2 protein-coding genes are annotated in these 1,570 nt (G+C 36.4%); both read left to right on the top strand.

From position 1 onward, the window contains the following. The coding region (locus tag U9O96_03835) for a hypothetical protein (GenBank protein ID MEA2054235.1) at positions 1-203 on the top strand (203 nt) is incomplete at its 5' end. Positions 204-258: 55 nt separating this feature from the next. Next, complete coding sequence (locus U9O96_03830; GenBank protein ID MEA2054234.1) at positions 259-1,479, top strand: right-handed parallel beta-helix repeat-containing protein; 1,221 nt, start codon at positions 259-261, stop codon at positions 1,477-1,479. Positions 1,480-1,570: the final 91 nt, after the last annotated feature.

The raw sequence follows: 1,570 nt of genomic DNA, 5'->3' as shown, positions 1-1,570 counted from the left end.
GCACTCCGGACAATCTAATAGCAACAACAACGGCAACAACCGTATATTACTCTGTCAATCTTCAGGCCGGAACAACTTACTACTGGAAGGTCGTTGCAGACGATGGGCAACTGACTACAACCGGGCCTGTATGGCATTTCTATGTCAGCAATGACAGCAGTGGAAGCACATCGGATAGCAGTTCTCAGACCAATATGGTCTGACCCTTTTCCCTTTCATTTTCCAAAACAAATTTAAGAACGGAGGTGATATAAAACCATGAATAAAATAATAACGCTCGCAATTGCATTCCTTCTCTTGTTCATTCCATTTGCATCTATCAATGGAGGTAATGTCGCTTCAAACATAAACACAAGTGGCAACATTTTGTATGTTGGTGGCTCTGGTCCAAACAACTACACAAGCATACAATCTGCAATAAATGATGCAGACAACAGCTATACAATCTATGTTTACTACGGCATTTACAATGAAAGCATTGTAATAAACAAAAGCATTTCTCTGATTGGCATAGAAAAAAATGGAGAAAAGCCAATCATTGATGGAGGGGGAAGAAATTTTGCCGTAAATATAACGGCAGATAGATGCACAGTTAAGCAGCTTGAAATAGCAAATTATGGGGATTTCTCTTCATGGCCACTTGAAAAAAGAGGGCATGGAATAAAAATGTATTCAAGTAATAACATTATAGAAAACAATGCAATAGAATGCAATTTCACTCCGTTTTATCTTTCCTATTCTTCCAATAACATAATTTCTGGAAACAGATTCTCAGGAGGAAAATGGACGGGGCTTCACCTAGGTGATGCTAACAGCAACCTCATTACTAAAAATAACATATCTAACAATCCTGGGGCAGGTGCTGTTTTTTTAGCTCGTTCCTGTGACAATACAATTTCTAAAAATGAGATACGGAAAAATCTTCATGGAATTACCTTGGGGGAAGATGTAGACAATAATACAATTTCATACAACAATGTCTGCCATAATCGACAATATGGCATAACCATAAGTGATGGCTCCTATAATGAAATCGTTGGAAACAATGTTTGCTATAATAGGTATGATGGAATATTAATTACTGATGCTTCATATAATACAATTTTGAATAATAATATATCATCAAGTGGATGGAGCGGCATACAATTAAAAGGTGGTTCTTCAAGCCCGCTTATAACGTATAATAATACAATTTCTGGAAATCAAATATGTTACAATAATGAAGGTGTCTATTTGTTGGGTTCGGGTGCAAATAATTTTATTACGAAAAATGACTTTATAAAAAATGCTTGTAATGCTAAATTTTCTTTCTATCGTCATTCTTACGAGGGGTATTTTTACCATAATATTTGGTACAACAACTATTGGAGTGATTGGAAATTGCCTTTACCAAGACCAATTTTTGGTAAAATATGGGATCCCTTTCTCCATCGCTGGGTAAATTTTGACTGGCATCCTAGCCTAACTCCATATAGGTAAAAACAATGAATGAAAAAGATGGAACAGGAATGAGTGACTGGGGAGGAGTACCACTGAGATCTCAGGTTTACAATGTAGAACCATTGGAATA

It is taken from the genome of Candidatus Thermoplasmatota archaeon (genome assembly GCA_034660695.1).
In the GTDB taxonomy this organism is placed as follows: Archaea; Thermoplasmatota; E2; order UBA202; family DSCA01; genus JAYEJS01.
This window is presented reverse-complemented; position numbering and strand designations above follow the sequence as displayed.

Bases quoted from the DNA above. Each gene is read 5' to 3' on its own strand.
- U9O96_03830 (MEA2054234.1), top strand. From the start codon at position 259: ATGAATAAAATAATAACGCTCGCAATTGCATTCCTTCTCTTGTTCATT.